The sequence below is a fragment of the Exiguobacterium antarcticum DSM 14480 genome (genome assembly GCF_000685865.1).
In the GTDB taxonomy this organism is placed as follows: domain Bacteria; phylum Bacillota; class Bacilli; order Exiguobacteriales; family Exiguobacteriaceae; genus Exiguobacterium_A; species Exiguobacterium_A antarcticum.
On the sequence record NZ_JMKS01000003.1, the window covers coordinates 267,466 to 288,536 of the forward strand.

26 protein-coding genes are annotated in these 21,071 nt (G+C 45.9%); 3 read left to right on the top strand and 23 right to left on the bottom strand.

Going from position 1 to position 21,071, the window contains the following annotated elements:
* Positions 1–60: 60 nt before the first annotated feature.
* The 12 genes from murG to P404_RS0102490 form a co-directional block, all read right to left on the bottom strand.
* Complete coding sequence (murG, locus tag P404_RS0102440; protein WP_014970765.1) at positions 61–1,155, bottom strand: undecaprenyldiphospho-muramoylpentapeptide beta-N-acetylglucosaminyltransferase; 1,095 nt, start codon at positions 1,153–1,155, stop codon at positions 61–63.
* Complete coding sequence (gene murD / locus P404_RS0102445; RefSeq protein WP_026829895.1) at positions 1,152–2,498, bottom strand: UDP-N-acetylmuramoyl-L-alanine--D-glutamate ligase; 1,347 nt, start codon at positions 2,496–2,498, stop codon at positions 1,152–1,154. Before murD ends, murG begins: the two co-directional genes overlap by 4 nt.
* Positions 2,499–2,534: 36 nt before the next feature.
* Positions 2,535–3,497: a phospho-N-acetylmuramoyl-pentapeptide-transferase gene (gene mraY / locus P404_RS0102450; RefSeq protein ID WP_026829896.1), complete on the bottom strand. Its 963-nt coding sequence runs from the start codon at positions 3,495–3,497 to the stop codon at positions 2,535–2,537.
* A gap of 22 nt (positions 3,498–3,519) precedes the next feature.
* A complete protein-coding gene (locus tag P404_RS0102455; RefSeq protein WP_034773973.1) occupies positions 3,520–4,839 on the bottom strand; it encodes a UDP-N-acetylmuramoyl-tripeptide--D-alanyl-D-alanine ligase in 1,320 nt (439 codons plus the stop codon).
* Between the two features lie 104 nt (positions 4,840–4,943).
* On the bottom strand, positions 4,944–7,082 hold the full coding sequence (locus P404_RS0102460) for a penicillin-binding protein (protein WP_014970769.1): 2,139 nt from the start codon (positions 7,080–7,082) through the stop codon (positions 4,944–4,946).
* A complete protein-coding gene (gene ftsL, locus P404_RS0102465; RefSeq protein WP_014970770.1) occupies positions 7,079–7,465 on the bottom strand; it encodes a cell division protein FtsL in 387 nt (128 codons plus the stop codon). Before ftsL ends, P404_RS0102460 begins: the two co-directional genes overlap by 4 nt.
* Positions 7,466–7,478: 13 nt before the next feature.
* Positions 7,479–8,417, bottom strand: a complete 939-nt coding sequence (gene rsmH, locus P404_RS0102470; protein WP_014970771.1) for a 16S rRNA (cytosine(1402)-N(4))-methyltransferase RsmH — start codon at positions 8,415–8,417, stop codon at positions 7,479–7,481.
* A 160-nt stretch (positions 8,418–8,577) separates the two neighbouring features.
* Complete coding sequence (gene bshC, locus P404_RS0102475; RefSeq protein WP_026829898.1) at positions 8,578–10,137, bottom strand: bacillithiol biosynthesis cysteine-adding enzyme BshC; 1,560 nt, start codon at positions 10,135–10,137, stop codon at positions 8,578–8,580.
* A gap of 25 nt (positions 10,138–10,162) precedes the next feature.
* Positions 10,163–10,519 (bottom strand): DUF3397 domain-containing protein, encoded by a 357-nt coding sequence (locus P404_RS0102480; RefSeq protein WP_026829899.1) that lies wholly within the window; start codon positions 10,517–10,519, stop codon positions 10,163–10,165.
* A complete protein-coding gene (locus tag P404_RS0102485) occupies positions 10,516–11,337 on the bottom strand; it encodes a ketopantoate reductase family protein (protein WP_014970775.1) in 822 nt (273 codons plus the stop codon). The genes P404_RS0102480 and P404_RS0102485 overlap by 4 nt, the downstream gene beginning before the upstream one ends.
* 87 nt (positions 11,338–11,424) lie before the next feature.
* Positions 11,425–11,598 carry a 50S ribosomal protein L32 gene (gene rpmF, locus P404_RS18160; protein ID WP_081578962.1) on the bottom strand — a complete coding sequence of 58 codons (174 nt, stop codon included), beginning with the start codon at positions 11,596–11,598 and terminating at the stop codon, positions 11,425–11,427.
* Between the two features lie 45 nt (positions 11,599–11,643).
* Positions 11,644–12,153, bottom strand: coding sequence for a YceD family protein (locus P404_RS0102490; protein WP_236624251.1), 510 nt, complete (start codon positions 12,151–12,153; stop codon positions 11,644–11,646).
* A 170-nt stretch (positions 12,154–12,323) separates the two neighbouring features.
* Between P404_RS0102490 and P404_RS0102495 the strand changes: the two genes are divergently transcribed.
* Entirely contained in the window at positions 12,324–13,475 is a 1,152-nt protein-coding gene (locus tag P404_RS0102495; RefSeq protein WP_026829900.1) for a tRNA(Met) cytidine acetate ligase, read from the top strand.
* Here P404_RS0102495 and P404_RS0102500 read toward each other — a convergent pair.
* The 5 genes from P404_RS0102500 to P404_RS0102520 are packed head-to-tail and all read right to left on the bottom strand — an operon-like array spanning position 13,448 to position 16,281.
* Entirely contained in the window at positions 13,448–14,446 is a 999-nt protein-coding gene (locus P404_RS0102500) for a SepM family pheromone-processing serine protease (protein WP_026829901.1), read from the bottom strand. The genes P404_RS0102495 and P404_RS0102500 overlap by 28 nt on opposite strands.
* Positions 14,443–14,937, bottom strand: coding sequence for a pantetheine-phosphate adenylyltransferase (coaD, locus tag P404_RS0102505; RefSeq protein ID WP_026829902.1), 495 nt, complete (start codon positions 14,935–14,937; stop codon positions 14,443–14,445). The genes P404_RS0102500 and coaD overlap by 4 nt, the downstream gene beginning before the upstream one ends.
* Complete coding sequence (rsmD, locus tag P404_RS0102510) at positions 14,934–15,521, bottom strand: 16S rRNA (guanine(966)-N(2))-methyltransferase RsmD (RefSeq protein WP_256439779.1); 588 nt, start codon at positions 15,519–15,521, stop codon at positions 14,934–14,936. Before rsmD ends, coaD begins: the two co-directional genes overlap by 4 nt.
* A gap of 36 nt (positions 15,522–15,557) precedes the next feature.
* Positions 15,558–15,815 (bottom strand): YlbG family protein, encoded by a 258-nt coding sequence (locus P404_RS0102515; protein WP_014970781.1) that lies wholly within the window; start codon positions 15,813–15,815, stop codon positions 15,558–15,560.
* Between the two features lie 25 nt (positions 15,816–15,840).
* Positions 15,841–16,281 carry a YlbF/YmcA family competence regulator gene (locus tag P404_RS0102520; RefSeq protein WP_014970782.1) on the bottom strand — a complete coding sequence of 147 codons (441 nt, stop codon included), beginning with the start codon at positions 16,279–16,281 and terminating at the stop codon, positions 15,841–15,843.
* Positions 16,282–16,373: 92 nt separating this feature from the next.
* On the opposite strand from P404_RS0102520, the gene P404_RS0102525 reads away from it, so the two are divergent.
* Both P404_RS0102525 and P404_RS0102530 read left to right on the top strand, forming a co-directional pair.
* Positions 16,374–17,150 carry an ATP-grasp domain-containing protein gene (locus P404_RS0102525; RefSeq protein WP_014970783.1) on the top strand — a complete coding sequence of 259 codons (777 nt, stop codon included), beginning with the start codon at positions 16,374–16,376 and terminating at the stop codon, positions 17,148–17,150.
* Positions 17,151–17,260: 110 nt separating this feature from the next.
* Positions 17,261–17,611 carry a YugN family protein gene (locus tag P404_RS0102530; RefSeq protein ID WP_014970784.1) on the top strand — a complete coding sequence of 117 codons (351 nt, stop codon included), beginning with the start codon at positions 17,261–17,263 and terminating at the stop codon, positions 17,609–17,611.
* A 100-nt stretch (positions 17,612–17,711) separates the two neighbouring features.
* Here P404_RS0102530 and P404_RS0102535 read toward each other — a convergent pair whose 3' ends face one another.
* The 6 genes from P404_RS0102535 to P404_RS0102560 form a co-directional block, all read right to left on the bottom strand.
* A complete protein-coding gene (locus P404_RS0102535) occupies positions 17,712–17,969 on the bottom strand; it encodes a hypothetical protein (protein ID WP_026829903.1) in 258 nt (85 codons plus the stop codon).
* 5 nt (positions 17,970–17,974) lie between these two features.
* The gene (locus P404_RS0102540) at positions 17,975–18,580 is read right to left on the bottom strand and encodes an SCO family protein (protein ID WP_014970786.1); all 606 of its coding nucleotides are present in this window, start codon (positions 18,578–18,580) and stop codon (positions 17,975–17,977) included.
* A gap of 12 nt (positions 18,581–18,592) precedes the next feature.
* Entirely contained in the window at positions 18,593–19,054 is a 462-nt protein-coding gene (locus P404_RS0102545) for a DUF420 domain-containing protein (RefSeq protein ID WP_014970787.1), read from the bottom strand.
* Positions 19,055–19,072: 18 nt separating this feature from the next.
* On the bottom strand, positions 19,073–19,978 hold the full coding sequence (gene ctaG / locus P404_RS0102550) for a cytochrome c oxidase assembly factor CtaG (protein WP_034773976.1): 906 nt from the start codon (positions 19,976–19,978) through the stop codon (positions 19,073–19,075).
* A 131-nt stretch (positions 19,979–20,109) separates the two neighbouring features.
* Complete coding sequence (locus tag P404_RS0102555; RefSeq protein WP_026829905.1) at positions 20,110–20,439, bottom strand: cytochrome C oxidase subunit IV family protein; 330 nt, start codon at positions 20,437–20,439, stop codon at positions 20,110–20,112.
* Position 20,440: 1 nt separating this feature from the next.
* Positions 20,441–21,070 carry a cytochrome (ubi)quinol oxidase subunit III gene (locus tag P404_RS0102560; protein ID WP_014970790.1) on the bottom strand — a complete coding sequence of 210 codons (630 nt, stop codon included), beginning with the start codon at positions 21,068–21,070 and terminating at the stop codon, positions 20,441–20,443.
* Between the last annotated feature and the right edge of the window lies 1 nt (position 21,071).

The window sequence follows — 21,071 nt, forward strand, 5'->3', positions numbered from 1 at the left end:
TAAGCCTCTCCCTCCGTTATCTTTAAATTCATTACCTTATCGGTCTATTCCTGCAAGGGTTTAATTTTTTTGCTCAATTAACCGTAACAATTCATCAACTAAATCACTTGCTGCATCTGGCATACCAAGCGCAAGGGATGCTTGTGACATCGCTTTTTGCTCGGCAATCGCCTTCGCGCAGGCGGCAAACAACCGGTCTCCGGTCAGTTCGTTTTCTCGAATCAATAGACTCGCACCTGTCTCAACAAGAGAGGAAGCATTCACTTCTTGATGATTCTCCGTCACATACGGGCTCGGAATCAAGACACTTGGTAATCCCAGTGTCGTCAGCTCCGCTAATGTACTGGCACCGGATCGTGACACGACGAGTTGACTCGCTTTTAAGATCAATGGTAAATCATAGATGAACGGTCGTAACTGGATTCGCTCAGGTAATTCACCGAGTTGATTCTTAATCTGCTCGTAATGGACCTGACCCGTCACGAATAACAGCGACCAGTCCGTTTCGGTCAGTTTCGGAATCATTTCGACGACAGCCTGATTGATGGCTGGTGCCCCCCGGCTTCCGCCGTACACGACGATCAATGGACGTCCTTCTTCAAAACCATACTTTTTTCGTTCCTCAACGGGATCAATTTCAAGTATGGCCACTTCCGAAGCCCGTGGATTTCCGATTAACATCGTTTTTGCTTCATTTTTGCCGAAGTAATGACCCGAACCTTTGAAGGACAAGGCAACACGATCGACATAACGTGCTAAAAACTTATTCGTGATTCCCGGTAGGCTGTTTTGTTCATGGACAACTGTCTTATATCCCATCTTCGCTGCCGTATAGAGCACGGGTCCACAGACGAAACCACCTGTCCCGACCACGATATCCGGTTTGAATTGACGGAGAAGCTTTCGCACACGGACGACACTTTTCACAAAACGAACACCCGTTTTGACGTTCTCAAAAGACAACGATCGGCGTAATCCTGAAATTTCAATCGCCTCAAAGGGAATCCCAGCTCGCCGGACGATATCCGCTTCCAGTCCATTTTCCGTTCCGATATACAACACTTCACATGTCGTGCGGCGTTCGATTTCCCGAATCATGGCTAAAGCTGGATAGATGTGTCCACCCGTACCCCCACCTGAAACTACAATCCTCATTTTGCCGCACCTCCTGTTTTTTGGACGGAGCGGATAAAGTGTTCGCCACGTTCTTCATACGTTTTATATTGATCCCAACTGGCTGACGCTGGAGATAATAAGATGATGTCACCTGGTTCCGATACGTCAAACGCAACCGAAACGGCCTCTTCCATCTCCCGTGTGACCGTCGCAGCAACGTTTTGATCATGTGCCAAGTCGGCAAACCGTTGCCCCGTTTCTCCTAATCCGATGACGTGTTTCACATGCGTCATCGCACTACTTAACGGAGTCAGATCAGCGCCACGTTCCAAGCCTCCGCACAACCAAATGATGGGTGACTGAAAACCAGACAAGGCTGCTTCCGTCGCCACATTGTTTGTCGCCTTCGAATCATTATAGACTTTTCGTCCGACAAACTCGCCGATGTATTCTGTCCGGTGAGCCACTCCACCAAATGTCCGCAATACCTCTTGAACGGCTTCTAAAGAAATATCAAACGGTTCAATCAGCGTTAAGGCTGCTAAGACATTTTCTAGATTGTGTCCGCCTCCAAGTGCCAGTTCACTGACCGGAAGGATTGCTGTCTGATCAATGAGGATCATCCCGTCCTCAACGTGCGCATAAGCGTTCTGTTGACGCGAAAAGGTCAATCGTTCCGCCTTTGCTGTTTCACTTAAACGCATGACTTCCTTATCGTCGGCGTTGACGACAAGACGTCCCGATGCGTCCATCTTCGAAAAAATCCGGGCTTTGGCTTCTCCATAGGAAGCAACGTCTCCATGATAGTCCAGATGAGCTGGTGAAAGATTCAAAAATGCCGCGCTGACTGGTTTAAACGTCTCAATCCCCATCAATTGGAAACTAGATAACTCAATGACGATCAGGTCGCCTGCTGTTGCCTGTTGCGCGATTTCGACTGCCGGAAATCCGATGTTTCCTGCTAAGTGAACACGTTTAGATCCACGTTTCAAGAGTTCATGGACAAGTGTCGTCGTCGTCGTTTTCCCGTTTGATCCGGTAATCGCGACCCAATCGGCTTCGGTCGAACGATAGGCCAATTCGACTTCGGTCCAAATCGGAATCCCTTGTTCCATTGCTGCTTCGAGCAACGGAATCTGATAAGGGATCCCCGGGTTTTTCACAATCAGTTCAATTCCTTCTAGTAAAGACAACGGATGACTCCCAAAAACCGTCTCGACGTCTAATGTTTCGAGCGTCTTTACATCGTTTTCCGAAGGTGTTCCGCCATCATTCACCGTCACGACGGCTCCTGTCTTGACTAAGTACGTCGCTGCTGCGATACCGCTTTTCGCCGTACCAAGGACCAATACTTTTTTTTTGTCCAGTTCAGAAATCTTCATCTTTAAATCGCTCACTTTCTTGACTACGAATTTCAGTTATACGAACAGATAGGCGATGAACGCCATGATAAAACTGATGGAAGCAAACGTTCCAACAATCCGCCATTCACTCCAACCAACCATTTCAAAATGGTGATGGATTGGACTCATCTTAAAAATCCGTTTCCCTGTCGTTTTAAAGGAGATGACTTGTAAAATGACAGACAATGTTTCGACGACGAAGACGATTCCAATCAATACTAACAAAAGTTCTAGTTTCAGTAAGATCGATAGACCGGCCAGTGCCGCCCCTAATGCAAGTGATCCGGTATCCCCCATGAAGATTTTAGCAGGATAAACATTAAAAACTAAGAAACCAATCAAAGCACCGACCGCTGAAAAGGCGAACAGGGCGACACCTGGCTCATCTGCAATGAACCAACCATATAGACCAAAGAATAAGAACGTTGGGATGGCCGTAAAGGAGACGAGTCCATCCAGTCCATCTGTTAGATTCACCGCATTCGAGAACCCAACAAGCCAGAATAAGGCTACAAACGGGTACAGCAGTCCGAAATCAAGTGTCCACGAAGTAAACGGGATCGATAAGTACGTCGCGTTACTCGTAAATCCGCCACTCAACCAGACAAACAACAATCCAACAACGATTTGCCCGACTAATTTTTGTTTCGAATTCAAACCTAGATTACGTTTTTTGACGACCTTGATATAATCATCGATAAATCCAATCGCTCCATAAGCAAGCGTCAAAAAGAGTAAGGAAAGATGACTTCTGTCCAAGTCGCTCATCAAGAGCAAGACGATCAGGCTTCCGATCATCGCAAGTAAAATCACGATTCCGCCCATCGTTGGTGTACCGGACTTCACTTGGTGCCAATCCGGACCTTCTTCACGAATCTCTTGGCCGAATTTCAGACTATGCAAAAAAGGAATCGCTTTTGGCATCACGAGTACGACGACCAAAAACGCAATGATTAAACTGATGAATAATGCGATCATTACAAACACCTACTTTTAAGGATTAAGTTTCATTTAGATATGTGAAGATTTGTTCAAGGGCAAGCCCGCGTGAAGCTTTTAACAAGACGACGGTCTGATCTCCGAGTAGTGGATGGAGTAAACGTGCCGCATCTTCGACCGTGTCCGCATATTGGACTTGAACGGTTGGATCAACGATACCTTCCGCGATATAACGTCCTTTCCCCCCTACAAGAATAGCATGTGACACAGGAAGTGCAATCTTCTTCCCGACAGATGCGTGTAACACACGTTCTTGCTGTCCGAGTTCATACATATCTCCGAGGACGACGACTTTATGCGTAAAGCCATCCAATGTAGCAATCGTCTCGATTGCTGCGTTCATTGACGTCGGACTAGCGTTGTAGGCATCGTTGATGATGGCCGTTTGCCCATACATCAACCGTTCCATCCGCATCGGTGTCAGCTCGACCTCATTCAGCCCTGCTTGAATCACTTCGTCTGATAACCCAAGTGCTCTTGCCGTCGCTATCGCGTAGGCGGCATTGCGTACTTGGTGTTTTCCGAGTACCGGTATGCCGAACGTCGTGCCATCGAATTTAAACGCCGTTCCGATGAACGTCGCTTCTGCCTGTTCAATGACAAACGTATTCGTCTGGTGATATCCAATCCGTTCTGCTGTCGCTTCTGCCAACAACGGTTCATCGCCATCGATGAACAGATGTCCTCCTGGTTTTAAACCCGATTGGATCTCTAACTTCGCCTGTGCGATGCCCGTTCGTCCCCCGACCTGTTCTGCATGCGACTCTCCGATATTGGTCACGAGCGCGATGTCCGGTTCAGCAAGGTTTGACAATAATTCGATATCACCGAATCCATTCATTCCCATCTCCAAGACGGCGACTTCTGTATCGCGCGGCATCATCAAAATCGTAAGCGGCATCCCGATGTCCGAGTTGAAGTTCCCTGCTGTCTTATGTGTCCGGTACGTTCGTTTCAACACACTTTCAATCATATCTTTTGTTGACGTTTTTCCGTTTGAACCGGTAATCGCGATGACTTTCGGCGCAACCTGTTTTAAATACTGCTGCGCAATCAACTGTAAAGCTGCTAACGGTTCGTCGACTTCAAGGACAACGATGTCCGTCTGAGGAACAGGTATCCCTTTTTTCCATAACGTTGCGATTGCTCCCTGTTGGACCGCTCCCTCGATGAACCTATGTCCGTCGACGCGTGCCCCTTGAATCGGAATGTACAGTCCATCTGTCAGCGTACTTCTTGAGTCCGTCGCGAAGTTTCGTAACGGTCGTGTATCTGTTTCGTTAAGTCCTAACCACTGTGCAAGTTGTGCAATTGTCACCATGAATGTTTCCTCCACTCGTTTACAGCAAACGAGGACGAACAGAAGTCAACGAATGACTCCGGTCCGTCCTCGTTTCACTGCAGAAATCAGGAGACCGCCGTTTCTTACTCTTTTGGTTCAGCGAGTTCCACCGTCAGCTTTCCATTTTCTTTCACTAGTGTACCAGTTCGTGCCGATTGTTTGGTTACAAAACCTTTACCAATCACATCTAACTTCAAATTATACAAACTGACTAATTTTTTGACATCACGTTGTGACCAGCCTGTCAAATCGGGTATCTTAAACGTATTAGCTGTTTTGAGTAGCACACGTTCCCCACTGACGAACTCTTGGCCACGTGTCGGAATTTGCGACACGACTTGAGCACCGTCACCGAGAAGGACTGGGACCGCCCCTTGTTCTTTTGCTAATGATTTTGCTTGATTCATACTTTTTCCGATATAACTCGGAATGATTTTTGCTTTGACATCGACGGACTCTTTTTGAGTCGCCGGTTTGATGCTCCGATATTGAAGTGCTGTGTTCATGACACTTTTGAAAACCGGACTCATGATACTTGGACCTGACACCGAGGATTCATTTTTAGATGGTCGATCAACAGCGATGTACATGATCAATTCCGGATCATCCTTTGGTGCCATCCCGATGAAGGAATGAATGAACTGTCCTTGGATGTACTTCCCATTTTCTGAAATCTGTGCCGTCCCGGTTTTTCCGATGACACGGTAATCTTTTAACTTATACATCTGACCTGTCCCGATTTTACTATTGACGACACCATCTAATGCTTCTCGTGTCGCTTTTGCCGCTTCAGCTGAAATCGGTTTTCCGACCACTTCCGTTTTTGCTTTATACGGCGCTTTATCGGTATGATCCGCTTTTTGGATGATGTGTGGTTTGACCATTTCACCGTTTCCGGCAATGGCCGTCGCTCCTTGGAGAATCTGCATCGGCGTCACTGCCGTCGATTGCCCCCACGACGTGATCAGCGTATTTAACGGTTTGGATAAATCGGATTGACTGTTGACTTCACCCGAAATGTCTATACCCGTCTTTTGATCAAAATGAAACTTCTTGAAATACTCTTTATACCGCTCAATCCCAAGCTTTTCTGCAGTCAAGATGGAGAACATGACGTTTGAAGAATGATAGACTCCTTCAATCATCGGAATCGTTCCCCAACCGACATCGTTATAGTCCTTGATGACCGTCCCCTTGTAATTGTAGTTCCCCGACTTATAAGGTTCATTCGGACGGAACACACCGGCATCGATTGCTGCTGCTAACGTAAAGATTTTCATCGTCGATCCTGGTTCGAAGCGTGAGGACACGGCAAAGTTCGTAAAGTCCGTCATGTCCCGTAGATTAGGATTAAAGGACGGACGATCCGCCATTGCTAAAATCTCACCGGTCTTCGCATCCATGACGATGCCGGTCGCATTTTTCGGTTTGTACTCGTTGTACATTTTTTGCATTTGTTTCTCAAGTGCTTGCTGAATGCGATGATCAATCGTCAAGTACAAGTTTGATCCGTCTTTCGGTTCGTTTGAAATCTTTGAAGTTCCTTGAACCAACTCACCGCCACTTCGGTCTTTTTCAAACACACGCGATCCAAACGTTTCGCGTAAGGCCTCGTCATATTGCTTCTCTATCCCCATCTGACCTTTTAAAACGACCCGCCCGTTATCTTCTGTTATCTTTTGGACGAATCCTAACGTATCAGACAGGAAAATCCCATTCGGATAATACCGTTTTGGTTCCTCGATCAAGCGAATGCCAGGTAACTTCAGTTGATCGATTTTCTCTTTTTGATCGAGTGTCAGATCATTCCCTTTTTTTCCGAACTCGATTTGAGAACGGTCCTTGTTCTCGATTAAGTACGTTTCCAGTTCCTTGACCGGCATACCAAGAATCGGTGCAAGACCTGTCGCTGTTTTTTTAAAATCAACGACCGTCTCGTCCGGATCTTTTTCCCCACCGAGACGATAGACGGCGACCAGATGATAGGACGGAATATTGATCGCAATCGGCGAACCTAACCGATCAAAGATTTCTCCGCGCTCTGCTGATAACGTCGACTGGGCTTCCCACCGTTTTTTTTCGGCGTAGACGATCATATCTTCACCATGAAATTGTTTCGTCGTCGATAGATATAAAAAACGGCTAATGAACACCAAAAAGAGAGCAGCAAATATCCATAAGATAAAGCGTACTCTCCGTCGGGATTTAGATAGTGGATTCATTTAGGAATCACCTTGATGTTCCCTTTTCGCATGTCAAGACCTTGTTCTTTCGCAATCTTGTAAATTCGTTCTGGAGAGCTTAAGTTTGTCACTTCAAGTTGAAGCCGTTCATTTTCTTTTTTCATTTCTTGCGTCACCCGGTTTTCCTTCGCAAGATCGAGGCTTACATTATACGCATCGTTATGTGCGCCAATCGTCATGCTGCCAAATAGGACGACTCCACCAATCATCGCACTGTACAAAAACTTTTCAAATGGATACAAACGGTATTTCGGACGGACCGCGACACGACGTGCGATGTCTTCCGTCTTACGTGGTTGTTGGATCGGTTGCTGTCGAACGGGTTCTACCGATTGAATCGGTTTTCGAAGTGGTTCTGCCATTTGAATGCTCCTCTCAGCTTTCTTTCATTTTTTCAACAATCCGCAACTTAGCCGAACGCGACCGTCGATTATCATCGAGTTCGTCATCTCCTGCTGTGATCGGTTTTCTTGTCACCAGACGTAATTCCGGTTCGAATTCTTTTGGAATCATCGGTAATCCTTGTGGAAGTTCAGGTAAAGATGATTTTTCCTTGAAGGCCTGTTTGCACATACGATCTTCAAGTGAATGGAACGTGATGACACATAATCGACCACCAACGGCTAACAAATCAATTGCTTGATAGACTGCCCGGTCGAACACATTTAATTCATCGTTCACGGCAATCCGGATGGCTTGGAACGTTCGTTTTGCAGGATGTCCGCCTTTGCGTCTAGCGGGGGCTGGAATCGCATCCTTGATCAACTCGACGAGTTCAAACGTCGTTTCGATTGGCCCTACTTCACGTGCTTTTTCAATCTTGCGGGCAATCTGTTTGGAGAATTTTTCTTCTCCATATGTAAACAAAATCCGGACAAGATCATTATACGGCCACTCATTAACGACTTCGTACGCAGAAAGTGAAGACGTTTGGTCCATCCGCATGTCAAGACGCGCATCAAAATTGTAGCTGAATCCACGTTCGCCTTCATCCAACTGAGGAGAAGACACACCTAGATCAAACAAGATCCCATCGACTTTCGTTACACCACGTGCCTCTAATTCTTCTTGTAAATGTACAAAATTACTTTTTATTAATGTAAAGCGACCTTCATACGCCGCGAGACGTTCTGCTGCATGTTCCAGTGCGACATCATCTTGGTCAAACGCGTACAGATGTCCTGTCGTCAATTGTTTGACGATCTCTTCACTGTGTCCTGCTCCACCTAACGTACAATCGACATAAATCCCGTCAGGTTCGATATTTAGCCCTTTAATGGACTCCCATTTTAATACTGTTTCATGCTCAAACATATGCTGCCTCACCTTTCACTGTCCACACTGGACGTTACTCTTTTTCAATGTATCATATTCTTTCTTAAAAACGTTACGAAAATGAGACAGTTTCCTTGATTTTTTGAACTTTTGTGTATCTTTCGTTAAAAAAACAAAAAAACCTGCTAAATCAGCAGGTTTAGATCAAAATTTTCAATTGTTCCGCTTCTGTTCGCTCATAGTGAACACGAAGGGTTTGGAGCAAGTCCAACCCATACCGATTCAACCAAGGTAAAATCGAATGAATCCGTTCTTGCGGTACACCACCTGGTGACAATTGATACTGCAGTGCCCGATCAGAACGGTTCGCCTGTTCGTGAAGACGTCGTTCCTGATCGATGATCGTCTCGAATGTAAGCTGAAGCTGTTTGTTTAACTTCGCCGAAATCGATGTTGTGTTTAAGACGTTTTTTTCGACCTGCGCGACTTCCTCCATCAAAACTTCACCCAGTAGTGTAGACGCATGTAACTGTTGTTTAATTTTTGCCGCATCAAAAGGTGCGATCGGTATTCCTTCACTCAATACTTGTTCCAAGGTAAACGTATGCTGTTGCAATCGCTTTTCGTCACGCGCCTGGACCATGACGGCCCCCATACGCGGAATCAAGAGAGGCATCGTCCAATCAAAATGATGGAAGAGCGGACGAAGTCTTGTCCAGTAGGCAATTTCTCCCGGTCCACCGATGTAAGCCAAGGTCGGGAATAAGTAGTCCTGCATCAGCGGGCGTGTCACGACACTGTTCGAAAATCGTTCCGGACTCGCATAGAGTAATGCCAATAGTTCAAGTTCCGTATACGTTTTCCCTTGTTTCGTCACAAAATCTTGCCCTGGATATAACAAATCACGTCCGATGTCTTCGACAAACAGATGGGCCGCTTCTTCGTTTAAGAAGGTGTCCGGTAAATCAGCCGTTTGTTGGATTCCTTCCGACAAAGCTTGCCGGATATCCGCATTGTCCTGAATCAATCGTTCGAAAAACGGAATCTCGAGTTGCCGGACTGCTTCAGCATCTGCATCAAAGAAGATGATGTCATGATTCACCAGTTCTCCCAGGAAAGCTGCAAAAAAACCACCGTACGTCGTGCTGGTCTCGATCAACCGATCGGATAAAGCCAATAAGTCTTTTGTATGTTGTGTCTCTTGTTCTGTACATAATGCCTGACGAACGATTTCCTTGACGGCCGCTTGATCAAACGTCAGCCGACTGACGGAACGTGCGATGGAGTCTGGTGCCGCGACAGTCAACTTCCGTGTCTGATAGTCGTGCGTCGGAACGATCAGATGATTGATCTCATCAAAGTCATGATCTTCGGTTGCAAGCCAAAAAATCGGAAGAACCGGACGATCGAGCAACTCTTCCGTTTCGCGTGCAACCTTCAGACAGGTCAATAATTTATAGACGGCATACAAAGGCCCACCAAAAATACCCGTTTGCTGTCCGGTGATGACGACTTGTGCTTCTCCTGTCCGCAATTGTTCGAGTCGTTCCTTCAATTCATCGTTTAGTTGAGGATTTTGTCGGATCAGTTCATCGACGAGTAGACTGAGATGCGGATACTGTCTGTCTTGTATCTGTTGACTCCGTGTATGCATGCCTTCTGTTCCAATATGATCAACGTATTTTGAAAATTCTTGTTGAGATGCCTGATGCATCAATGAATCTTCAGCATACAAAGCGTGAAATGGTTGTACCTTCAAACAAAATCCCTTCTTTCTAACAAGATCAATGAATGAACAGTTGACGAATCCCGATTCCAAACAGTAGCAGTTGGACGGGAAGAGCAATTAAAATCGTGATCCGCCAACTATGTCGAATCATCTGTAAATAATCCACATCCACTTTTTTGATTCGTTGCCATAAGGCATTAAGCGCAAAGATGAGGAGGACGGCAATCAATAACCAGCCTAAGTAATTTTGACCCGTCAGCGCGATCAAGGCGACATGAATGCCATAAAGGACGATGAATGTGCCCAAATCGAGTGCGAGGCGGACCGCTTTTCCGTGTTGACGAAACAAAATCAAAAAAATAATATACAAACTAACCAAACTAAAAATTGGAAATATGATAAACCATGTCACATCGAATCCCCTCTTTTTTCCTGAGATTTAATCTGTTCAAAATAAAAAGTCAGTAAGGGTGTCGGTTCGGTTGCACGTGCTAGGACATACCCGACAATCGGCTCAATCTCGGTTCTGCGCCCGCGGTCCAGATCCTGAAGCATCGATGAACGATTCAGATGTGTGCGTTGCATCACCTGTTCGATTTCTTCATAGGAAATGTCATGGCGCGGAAAGACCTGTCGTAACTCTTCGAAGAGACCACGTGCTTTCGTCGCGTAAGGTTCTTCCAACAGTTGGCCATTTGTAATCCGGTAGTAGGCCGTGAGCGGATTGATGACGGCGTTCATGAACAATTTCGTCAACATGATGTGCTCGATGTTCGGCACATGTTCAAAATGTAACATCCCCTCACGCAACATCGGGAGACTCGTCCGTCCATAACGGATTCGACCTATCCCCGTATGTCGCACCTCGTACAAACCAGTTTTCATGGCACCATGCTCGACGAGACCGAATAAGGCACTTGGCAATTGTTCTGCTTGTTCCAGATGCCCCATTCCATTTTGTAAAAACATGACCGGCATCGTACCAATCAAAAGATAGGGCATCACACTTTTTATATCATACGACTTTGTTGTAACGAACACCAAGTCTTGTGACTCGAATTGATCAAGTGGTCGAACTTCGACCGGCGAACTTGCTTGACCATCCCGGATGATCTTGATGTCGTGCCCCGCCGTCTGCCGTGTATAGAGCGTCACGCTATGTTGTTCTGCTAGGTAGGACGCGATTAACAACCCAATCGATCCTGCACCGATAATTCCCACTTTACTCATCCGTCAACTCTCCTTTTCTCATCAAAAAAAGCGACCTGTCAAACCGATTGCTCGATTCTAGGGTCGCTTTTATACCGATCATTCAGCTTACTTGCTGATGATTTCTTTACCTTTGTACGAGCCACATGCTTTACAAACGCGGTGTGAAAGTTTCATTTCACCACAGTTTGGGCACTCGACCATACCTGGTACACGGAGTTTGAAATGAGTACGGCGAAGACGTTTGCGTGTTTTCGACGTTCTGCGGAATGGTACTGCCATCGTTGTCCACCTCCTTGAAAAAATACACTCGCCTTCACAAAAAGATTAGGAATCCTGATCTTTTTTAAAGAACTGAGCGAGACCCGCAAGTCGCGGATCGATTTTTGGTTCAGCTTCTTCTGGCGTTTCTTCTGAAAGAACCGTCCAGCCTTCCCCTTGAACCAACTGATTTTCTTCATCATCCCCATGCACTTGCACTGGCACATGAAGTAAAATCAATTCTTGCACGAGTGGTCGAAGATCAACCGTATTCCCGATCGGTAAGTTGATGTCATCCGAATCACTCGGAACAACACCCGCTTCAAGCAGGAACGACTCGATGGATTCAATCTCGAACGGGTACACGACGTCATTTAGCGTCCGGGCATCCGGAAGCGTCATTTCACCTGTAATCCGGAGATTGAATATTAATTGATTCGATGTAAACGATGCATTTGCACGAATGTGCACAGGTTGCACCGCCCGGATATCCGGATGGAGGGCGATGAGCTCAGGAAGCTCAACCGTCTCGTTAACCTGAAGTTGACCCAGATTACGCAATTTATACAATTGCATCAGGGACCATTTCATCCGAATCACCTCAATTGCAACAATATGAATTATAGAGAGGACATCTTGTTTTGTCAATGTTTTTTCTTTACACTGAAATCGCTAGAGAACGAACACTTTCGGACGTCTTCATTCATATTACCGCACTTAATTCCGTTTGCAAAGGAGAAAGTTTCATGAGAATGACTGCAATTATTTCTGAGTACAATCCGTTTCACAATGGACACCTGTATCAAGCGAAAATCGCGCGCCACGAAACCGGTGCCGATTTGATCGTCGCCATCATGAGCGGAACGTTCACGCAGCGTGGCGAACCCGCCTTTACGGACAAGTGGTCCCGGGCACAAGCAGCGGTCGCAAGTGGTGAAATCGACCTTGTTTTGGAACTTCCGTTTTACTTCGCCGTCCAGCGCGCCGATCGATTCGCACTTGGCGGGGTCACGATTGCGGAAACGATCGGGGCACACACCTTATCATTCGGGAGTGAATGTGGTGAAGTGACACCATTTATTACCGCGGCTTCTGAAAATCACGAAGCGAATCCACGTTACCAGGAATTACTTCAGCAGGGGCTCGCGCAAGGGTTATCGTCTGCGACAGCAGCAAGTCAGGCTTTTCAGGCAATGACGACGACACTGGATCTGACGACACCGAATAATACACTAGGTTATTATTACGCCCGTGCTGCCTCAAGCATCGCGTTGCATACGACGAAACGTATCGGGAGTGGTTACCATGATCTTTCCGTTGGTGACGTCATGAGCGCGACCGCCATTCGGGCGTATTATACGCAACATCAATCCTTGATCGGATTACCAGAAGCGACCGCTGAGACGCTCCAGGACGCAGTCTTTGCTTCATTCGACACTTACTATCCATTCATCCGCCATCGTCTCCTGACAACGAGTCTCGCTGATTTGACGCAATTTAATGGGATGGATGCTTCATTAGCTCCCCGGTTGATTGATGGTGCTCGCCGGCACGATTCTTTCGAAGGCTTCATGTCTTTCGTCAAGACACGGCGCTATACACGGACGAGTTTGCAGCGGGCACTGATTTATCTTTTGACTTCCACCATGAAACGGGAAATCGATGGGTTACCGTTTGATCAGATCGATTACGTTCGCCCGCTAGCGTTCAACGAGATCGGTCGAACCGCTTTACGTCAAATCAAACAACGGGTTCCAATCATCTCGACGTTCGAAAAACATCCTTGGCTCATCAAAGAAAGCCAAGTCACAGCAGCATATGCTGTGCCCTTGGCTCGTTATCAACAATTAGCAGAACATCGTCGCTTCGCTTACTTTTCCGGTAAGGCTTCCAGATAATCCAATGCTTCTTCTACTGTTTTGATCGGGACGAGTTTCATCTTCGTCTCGATTTTTTTGATAGAAGGTTTGGCTTCTTTATAGTTATCACCTGCTGGGACGAACATGATTTCGGCGTCCGCTTCATCCGCTGCGACGACCTTTTGCCAAGCACCACCAATCGGTCCAACTTTCCCGTCCTCTTCAATCGTTCCGGTTCCCGCGATCTTGTATCCTTTCGCTAAGTCTCCTTCGGTCAATTGATCATAGATCTCGAGCGTAAACATCATCCCAGCCGACGGTCCACCAACATCCTCGACATTAAAATCCACTTCCGGCTTCGTCTTAACGGAAGACATCGGGAGCGGTTCATAAATACCAAGGCCAACCCGTTCTGATTCCTTCGTCAAACGATTGACGGCAATATCCGTCTGCTGTTCTTTTTTGTTTCGCAGGAAGGTCACTTCTACTTGTTCACCTGCTTTTTTTGTACCAATCGTTTTCATGAAAGCACTCAATGATTTGATCGTTTGACCATCCACAGCCGTAATTTGATCGCCTGCCTTCAGTTTCCCGTCTGCCGGACCGTCCGCTATGACACCCGACACATAGATGCCCTTAAAATCGACGGTAGCCTGCTTGCCGGCTAATTCATACCCTTCGATCGTCGCGTTATGTTGGGCTTCTTCCATATAAAGTTTCTGACGCTTCTCATACTGAGCATCCGACTCGCCATCATACAGATAATCACTGACACTTGATCGATCTGCAAACGGTAAAAATAAGCTTTCTACGAGAAAATAAGGAGTCGCTCGTCGCTGAGCAATCGTCAGCATCATCAAGTCACCCGGTTCTTTCGTCGCCCCTTCGACATCAATCAGTTGCTCCGTCGATGTCGCATCCCCGGGGTAAGAGATGAAATACGGAAGCGGGACAAAAAAAGCGATCATCGCGGCAAGCACCGCGGCTAAGGCCGGTTTCCATGCTTTCATTTCAATTCCCCTTTGCTGTACTTGTGACGTAATGCTTCCTCGACGATGGGAGGAACCAGACCAGCAACCGATGCTCCGTATTTTGCCGCTTCTTTGACAATCGACGAACTTAAAAAGGAGTATTGATTATTTGTCATCATGAACAACGTCTCAATTTGATCATTCATTTTTTTGTTGATCGAAGCGACTTGCATCTCATATTCAAAGTCCGATACAGCACGTAAGCCACGAACAATCACGTTTGCCCCGACTTCAGCTGCGTAATCGACAAGCAATCCATCAAACGAATCCACTTTGATATGTGGCAAGTGTTCCGTCACTTCAGAGATCAATTCCATCCGTTCCCGTACGGAAAATAAAGGTTGCTTCGAAGAATTATTGAGCACCGCAACAATGATTTCGTCAAAAATAGGGGCAGCCCGTTCGATGATGTCAAGATGTCCGTTCGTAATCGGGTCAAAACTCCCCGGACAGATGGCGATCCGCTTCATACATGTTCCTCCAGTTCTGTAAATTCATATAATGTAATCGAGATGACGTTTGAATAGCGAAGTCGTTTAATGACGGTCAGACGTCCTATTCGATCCGGTAGTTCCGTCTCAGAACCGTGTTCGCAGATGATGACGCCGTTATCTGTCAGCATATCGTGCCGTTCTATGTAAGCGACCTGGTCAGCTAATTGCTCCTTCGCATACGGCGGATCAAGAAAAATCAGCTTAAAGGGTTCTTCTGTTGCAAGTTCCGCCAGTGCGACCGTCACATCTTTTCTTAAAACCCGGCTCCGATCCGTTAGCCGGGTCGTTTCTAGATTTTCTTTAATCGTCTGGACGGCCTTGAAGGATTGATCGACAAAAACGGCCTCGTCACATCCTCGCGATAAGGCCTCGATTCCTAACCCGCCACTTCCAGCGAATAAATCAAGTGCTTTCCCCCCATTAAAGTATGGTCCGATGACATTAAAAAGTGATTCCTTGACCTTGTCCGTCGTCGGTCGTGTCTGGTCACCTGGTACGGCTTTGATCCGCATTCCTTTTCGTTCCCCTGATATGACGCGCATGTTATTCCTTCCTTTCAAAAAAGAGCGACGAGGATGTCCTCATCGCTCTACCAGTTAGACTTCTTCGTGCATCTTGCCTTTTTTGTTGGCATAGGTCTCGATGATGAACGGTCGTTCTGAACGGAGTACCGTCTCAACAAACGGTAATTCCGTAATCCGTTCGATTGCTTGTTCATGTTGTTCCAAATCAACATATAAAAAGACGTATCGTTCACGTTTGGACGTGAAGTAGACATTTCCGAACCGACGTAACTGGCGCGATGCCTTCAACGCATTGACATAGACGATGAGTCCAATCCGATCCTTGATCACACACCGTTCCTCCCTTTTTCAGCTCTTACCCGCTACAGCTGCAACTTCCGCCAGTCGAACATCCTCCGGCACATCCTTGGTCGAAAAACGGATTGCCTGTCGGTACCTTGATTTGAGGTGATACTTGTCCGGCAAGGACCAAACTGACTTGTCCGAGTAGCGTTTCGAGTTGTTTTTCGGCTTTCTTGAACTGGGCGACTTCTTCTTGCAGATCAAGCGCCCGCTTGATTTCGTGTACCTTTTTCGTAATCGTTTGGTAGTCCGGATGATACCGACCGAACCGTTGGACCAATTCGTATTCTTCCTTGATCCGGTTGAAGTCACGGATGACGTCCTGTGCCTGTCTTGAGGTGGCTCGTGCCTGTTTTGCTAATCTATATGCTTGACCTGTTTCGCTTTGCGAGAGAGAGTGTGCAAGGTCTTCCGCTGCGTTGATGAGGTCGATTGTTTTATCTGAATAAATCACAACGAATCTCCTCCTTAACTTAACCATCATATCATAACATTTGTCTCGCTCCTAGGACGCTGAATTGTGTATAATTTGTTCAGAAGGAAGGAATGAATTGTATGCAATTTTTATCGTTTAACATGTTTCGGACGATTGGGATTCGGACTGAACATGCGAAGTCAGATTATCACTTTGATTCACTCGCTAAAATCGCACAAGCCGATGTGATTTTGTTTCCCGAATATTGGCAAGTGAACTCGATCATTTATGGAATGAAAAAACCGATTTTTCCTTCCGCTGCCACATTCCATCTCGGTCACGATAAGATTGAAATGACACGGATTTTCAAGACGGTCATTCCGGAACATATCCCACGGACGGAGATTTACGGGAAAAATGAGTTTACGATCACCCGTGTCCTTGATGAGTTCGCGTTCCCGTTCGTCGCTAAAACCGTTCGGAGTTCCATGGGACAAGGTGTCCATCTCATTAAAAATGAACAAGACTGGGAAAAATATGTCGCACAACACGAAACATTTTATGTGCAAGAGTATATCCCAAACGAAAAAGACCTGCGTGTCGTCGTCGTAGGTGATACGATTCTTGCTGCGTACTGGCGGATCGGAGGCGGACAATTTTTAAACAATGTCGCCCAAGGGGGAACGCTTGACTTTGAGAACGTTCCGCAAGAGGCGCTTGATTTTGTCCTCACGCTCGCTCAACAACTGGATATCGATCATGCCGGATTTGATCTGATTTTCCGGGATGGTCAGATCTATGTGTTAGAATTCAATGTCTTGTTTGGTGGCGAAGGTCTGAACCATCTCGGGATCCATGCGCCAGATACGATTTTGGAGTATGTCGAACGAAAATACGGAAGTTCATGAATTCTTCAAATCGACTTCACATTTTTTTCTTTATCGATGGATTCATTATGGTATGATAGCTTGGAAAGACTAGTGTACACTAGCAAACTGGGGTATAGGGGGATTCACACATGAAGTTTGAACAGTTCGGAATCGAAGGCAAGGAAATTAAATTCGGGTTACTTGAAACAATCATGGATCATCATCGTTTTGTTCGTGAAGGACAATGGGATTATGAACGTGCGATGTACGATATGAAGTACGAAAAACAATCAACAGGAGAAGTATTCTATCTCCGTGTTCCAGTCTATGCCATTCAAGGTGAACTCGAAGACCGTCAAGCTGTCGTTCGGATGCTGACACCATTGCTTGGAAAACATTATTACCCGCATGGCGTCGAGTACGATGAGGAATTCCCGCCTGAAATCGTCAAAGACTGCGAGCGCCGTCTCACTGCATTACTTGAAACACTCGAAAAATAAGGTTAACGAACCAAAGTTCACGTCATGTGACTTTGGTTCTTTTTTTAATCCTTTTACAAAAAAAGACGTTCCCGATGTTCCGGAAACGTCATCACTTCTATCATTTTGCAATCAACTGTAAATAATCCAATACCTCTTCACCTAACTGCAGGTTTACCTGTTCACGCAAGTGTTGGTACAATGCAGCGAGTTGTTTCTCCTCGACATGGACTTTCATACTAAAAGCAATCGCATCTCCAGATAAACGTTTAATCCGAATGACGGTTGCCCCGAAATCAATGACGGTACATAGTAATAACTCTTCAATCGCTTGGACCGAAACAGTCACTTCGCCTTGTACTCCATAACGTTCGCTCAAGGTATTCACTCCTTCGCAAGTTGTTTGACCGATGTCATAACTTCCTCTAAGTCGACCGGTTCATCTGGAGTCTTTGCCATGGATGAAATGGCACGTACTTTATTGTCCCGATCGAGAATGAACATTTGTGTTCCGTGCGTCACTAAACCACTCTCTGCTTTTGAATAGTAGAAGTTCAATTGACGTGTCAGACGATCGATGACGACATCATCTCCTGTCAAGACTTTCCATCCTTCTTCGTTCGCCTCAAAATTAGACGCATACTTCTTCAAGACTTTTGGTGTATCCACTTTGGGATCCACTGTCACAGCAACGAGTTCGACATCCGTTCCATACAGTTCTTCTGCTCGTAACTGTTTTTCTAATTTTCGGTAGTCATTCAGTGTCAGCGGACAAATATCCGGACAGTTGGAATAAAAAAACGTCAAGACCTTTACTTTTCCATCTTCGGAATTAAATTGTTTTCCATCGACGGCATTCGTCAGTTCAAATGGAGTCGGTTCAGCAATGACAGGTAGCTTCTCTTTCATGAAAAAATAATAATACCCGCCCGCCGCAGCAATCAAAATCAAGACGACTGCTGCCACAGTTAAATAACTGTTTTTTTTCAAGTCGTTACCCCCTTAATGATTCCAAATCGCCCGGAACACGTTCGTCGTCTCCCCTGGTTCATATACGACATACAGCAGACAATAGACGATCACACCCGTAATCGCCGTCAAAAACCAAATCACGGACGCTTTTGGACCAATCTTACGGTGTTTCGTAAAGTTTTTCTTATATGCAAAAAAGAGAGCCATTAATCCAAGTACTCCACCCGATGTCGCGAGGAGGATATGGAAAATTAAAAATCCTGTGTAATACGGTTTAATCGTGTCCGGTCCACCAAAGGCTGTATTGCCTAGAAGGATCGTCCGTAACGCATACATGATGAAAAATAACAAAGCTAGTGCAGCAGCAATCGTCATCACGAATTGGTGTGCTTTCATGTTCCGACGTGTCTGGGCAATCAAGAACCACCCAATCGCTACAAAAATCGCACTGATGACAATTAATGTGACACAAATCAACGGCAAATAACTCATGTTTCAACTTCCTCCAATTTAATCCGCTTTTGGCGAGAAGGACATGCCTTCATCGACAGCAGTACTTTTAGAACGTCTCACCCATGTAAAGAATGTGAGTCCGAAGAACAGACCATACACCAACTCTTGTCCAAGTTTCATCAAGACACCACCAAATCGTTGATCTTCTAGCAGGTCGTTGGTCGTTCCAAACAAGCGTTCCATGTTCAGACCACTCACATCATTATTCGGCATACAGTAGGCAAGGACTTTCGCAAAAGTTGCCGGATCTTGGTAGGCGTCATACTGGAAACTTTGGCTAAAGATCATGAACGCACATGCCGGTGTCAATAACACACCGTTCGCGACGATATACACCATCTTCTTTAAATCCGATAAGCTGTCTTCTTCGTTGACCGGTGCGATAATCGGATACCACATCGTCATGCTGAGGAAAATCAACGTTCCATGGAAAACCCGGTGAACGGTATAGTTCGTCAACACATAATCAAAGATGAACGGCATATGGTAAAACGTAAACAAGGAATTAAATAAAATCAGTGCAATCAACGGCAAAATGAAGAAGCGTAGTGTGCGACCGATATAAGGTAACGCAAATAACCGTTTGAAGACCCATCCTGGAATGGCAAGCATCAATAATGGCGGTGCCACCATGTAGACGAATACCATCTGTAGCATATGGGCCGAAAAAGTGATGTGCGCCATTACATCAAGCGGACTCCCAAAACCGATATAGTAAACAAACAAGGCAGCAAGCATTGAAAATTTTTGCCCGAGTGTCGTTTCCGCTTCATCCGGCCGGCGGATTTTTTCGGTCACGACCGCATAAAACACATATATTCCAATCAAAAGTAACGCATAATACGGACTCCATAAAACCGTCCAGTCAAATTGTGATAAAGATCCCCTTAAGTTGCCTAACATGTTTCTCACCCCGTTCCTTTTTCCTACAGATTAAGATTACCGTTCCCCTATTTCATTGTAAAGGTTTCTCATAAAACGATTCTAAAATAAAAGACCATCCTGCTAAACGTTAGCAGAATGGTCACAATTTATTACCAGATTAAAAGACGGAGTGTCGCGACAATCGTCAAGGCGACGAAGATCCCAAGTGCCATCATGACTTTAATCCATGTGTTCCCTTTATTGTTCATGTGCATGAACATATAAAGTTGGAGGTACACTTGTACGATTGCCATGATGATCAGGAATCCACCGGCTGCCCAGTGAGGCATGAGCTCTGCCATGACCGCACCAAAGGCGATCAGTGTGAGGAAAATCATCAAAGCAAAACTTGTCAATTGAAGTTGCATCTCGCGGCTGCGATCTGCTTTCATCTCGAGTTCGATCTGATTACGTGTCAGTTGCGGTTCGTGTTTTTCCATCTTATTTCACCATCCCCATGAGGTAGACGACTGAGAAGATAAAGACCCAGACGACGTCAATGAAGTGCCAGTAAAGACTTGAAACATAAAATTTCGGTGCATTGACAACTGTGATGCCGCGGTTCCAGTTACGGACGAGCAACGTCGTGATCCAAAGGAGACCAAACAGAACGTGCGCTCCGTGGAAACCGACCAACGTGTAGAAGGCCGATCCAAATGCACTCGACGTAAATGTATGACCGATGTGGTAGTAATGATTAAACTCATAAATCTCACCTGCTAAGAACGCTAAGCCAAGAGCAAGTGTGATGATCAACCACATCTTCATCTTTTTCACATCATTACGTTTCATCGCCATCATCGCAAGGACACTTGTCAGTGAACTTGTGAGGAGGAGCATTGTCATGATGAAGACAAGACCCATTTCAAAAATATCATAACTGCGTAATCCTTCTTTGGCACCCGAGTTATGCAACCCGATGTACGTTCCGAAGAGAGAAGCGAACAATGTCGTTTCTCCTCCAAGGAAGAACCAGAAGGCTACATATTTATTCTTACCCTCAAGTGTTGCTTTTTCAACATGATCCGGAATACCCGTAATCGGGTTATTTGGAACTGAATGATGTCCCATC